Origin of the sequence: Micromonospora sp. NPDC018662 (assembly GCF_044391475.1) — a bacterium.
Classification (GTDB): domain Bacteria; phylum Actinomycetota; class Actinomycetes; order Mycobacteriales; family Micromonosporaceae; genus Micromonospora.
Genome location: NZ_JBISAC010000028.1, coordinates 1 through 2,033 on the forward strand (window position 1 = coordinate 1; position 2,033 = coordinate 2,033).

At 70.8% G+C, this 2,033-nt stretch carries 1 protein-coding gene; it reads left to right on the top strand.

Going from position 1 to position 2,033, the window contains the following annotated elements; all coding sequences use genetic code 11:
• Positions 1 to 431: 431 nt before the first annotated feature.
• Positions 432 to 2,033: hypothetical protein (locus tag ACH495_RS31805; protein WP_396861411.1), on the top strand; the 1,602-nt coding region annotated here is incomplete at its 3' end.

Consider the following 2,033-nt stretch of genomic DNA (forward strand, 5'->3'; position numbering starts at 1 on the left):
ACAACGAGGGCCGCGTCAAGCTCGACGACGAGTCCCTCATCAGCGACAACGACCCCACCAACTGCGCCAACACCGTCAAGGACTGCTTCAACTGATCGCACCACCACATAACCGGGAGCCCTCCTTCCGCCCCGACCGGCGGAAGGAGGGCTGCCAACCCGCCGGCAAGGCGCGGGGCCGCACCTGTCCGGAGTTCGCCCCGTCGGGCGAAACGGAGTCGAGCGACCATGTGGGCACCATCGGGTCATCCCGCCCTCGCTGCGCCAGCCCGACCCACCCGCACCCTTATGCGGGTTTTTTTCGTATCTGGCCACGGGGTGAACAAAGCTCTCATAAGTTCGTCTTCAGCAGCTACAACCGATTTGTAGCGAAGGCCGCCTCGCCGTGGCGAAGCGACCTTGTCAGGTACAAGGAGAGGGCAGAGAGCTCCGATGTCCAACTACCTTCGCAATAACAATGACGCCACCACCCGCGAGACCAGTTCCCCGCTCCGGCGCCGCCGGCTGTGGCTCGCCACCGGCGTCGTGGGCCTGACCGGAGCGGTCAGCCTCGCCGGCGTTGCCTACGCGACCACCGGCGTGACCGGTCCGCACCGGCTCGCCGACGTGAAGTGGTCGACCGCGCAGCAGCTCAGCGACGGCGACCACGGCGACGAGGCCACCGAGGACGAGTACGGCAAGGACGAGCACGGCAAGGACGGCAAGGACGAGCACGGCCAGGAGGGCCGGGACCGGGGCGAATGGGGCCAGGACCGCGGCGAGTGGGGCGGCGAGGGCGACCACGGCAAGGTCCGCGAGGTCCCCTGCCACGACGACGCCCTGGTCGACGCGCTCGAACTGACCAACCGCGACCACGGCGGCACCCTCAAGCTCGCCGAGAACTGCACCTACGAACTCGACGTCAAGGACCGCAAGGTCGGCGGCGGCCTGCCCGAGATCAAACAGGACGTCACGATCAAGGGCAACGGCTCCACCATCAAGCGCGACGCCGAGGACACCTTCCGCATCTTCCGCGTCGCCGACGGTGGCCACCTCACGCTCAAGGACCTGACCGTCAAGGGCGGGAACGCCTCCGAGTTCAAGTACCCGGGGGTGCCCGGGGCGGTGAACGGCACGGCGGCCCTGCCGGCCCCCGTCGCCCCGGCGCAGCCGGCGGTCGCGGGTGCGTCGGCCGCCACGGCGGCGCAGTCGGCCACCGCGCCGGCGCAGCCCGCCCCGGTCGCGGCACAGGCCGCCCCGGTCGCGGCACAGGCCGCCACCACGGCGCAGACCGCCACCGCCCCGGGGCAGCCCGCCCCGGTCGCGGCGAAGGTCGCCACGGCACCGGCGCAGGCCACGGCCGCGTCCGCCACCGCGCCGGCGCAGGCCGCGACCGTGGCGGCAACCGCGACCACGGTCTCGGGTCCGGCCGAGGAGGACGAGAAGCGGGGTGAGGGCGACGGCGGCGCGCTGCTGGTCGAGCGCGGCGGCAGCGCCCACCTGTCCAACGTCAAGCTCACCGACAACAACGCCGAGCACGACGGCGGCGCGGTGGCCAACTTCGGCCGCGTGTGGCTGGAGGACAGCAAGGTCGTCAACAACCACGCCCAGGGCGACGGCGGCGGCATCTTCAACCGCGGCATCCTCAAGGTCGAGGAGACCACTGTCGACGACAACACCGCCGGCGGCAACGGTGGCGGCATCGCCAACGGCAGCGGCCTCTCCGGCAAGCACGGCGCCGACGCCGCGGAGCTGAAGAGCTACGTCCCGTCGGACAAGCACGACGAGGCCGGCACGGTCGAGATCATCGGTTCCGACCACGGCAAGGACGGCGGCAAGGAGGGCGAGAACTCCTCGCTGTCGGACAACCGCGCCGGGAAGAACGGCGGTGGGCTGTTCAGCAGCGGCGGCTACGTCACCGTCTCCTTCACCCACATCACCGGCAACACCGCCTGCGAGAACGGCGGCGGCATCTACGCCGAGAACACCGACCTCGACCTCGACAAGGTCGTCATCGCCAACAACCACGCCGACGGCGACGGCGGCGGCATCGTG